This window comes from Herbaspirillum sp. C7C2 (genome assembly GCF_022627865.1).
Lineage (GTDB): Bacteria > Pseudomonadota > Gammaproteobacteria > Burkholderiales > Burkholderiaceae_D > Herbaspirillum > Herbaspirillum frisingense.
Genome location: NZ_JABXGI010000076.1, coordinates 1 through 272, shown reverse-complemented (window position 1 = coordinate 272; position 272 = coordinate 1). Strand labels below are relative to the sequence as shown.

The 272-nt window shown below is 74.3% G+C and carries 1 protein-coding gene; it reads left to right on the top strand.

Annotation, left to right across the window (positions count from 1 at the left end; all coding sequences use genetic code 11):
- A partial coding sequence (locus HWE04_RS24295) for a glycoside hydrolase family 3 N-terminal domain-containing protein (protein ID WP_274620207.1) occupies positions 1 to 272 on the top strand: 272 nt, incomplete at both ends.

Here is a 272-nt window from a genome sequence, read left to right as displayed (position 1 = left end):
GATCCTCACCGCCAACCCCGACGCGCTCATCGGGATCGACGAAGAGGGCGGCAGCGTCACGCGCCTCGAGTCCGTCTCGGGATCGACCCTGGCGGGCGCCGCCCAGCTCGGTCTGGTCGACGATCTCGCGGCGACCGAGGCGACGGGTGCCGAGCTCGCGCGCCGTGTCCGCGCGATCGGCGGCAACGTCGTGCTCGGCCCGGTCGCCGACGTCAACACGGACCCGCGCAACCCGGTGATCGGGGTCCGGTCCTTCGGCGGCGACGAGCGCC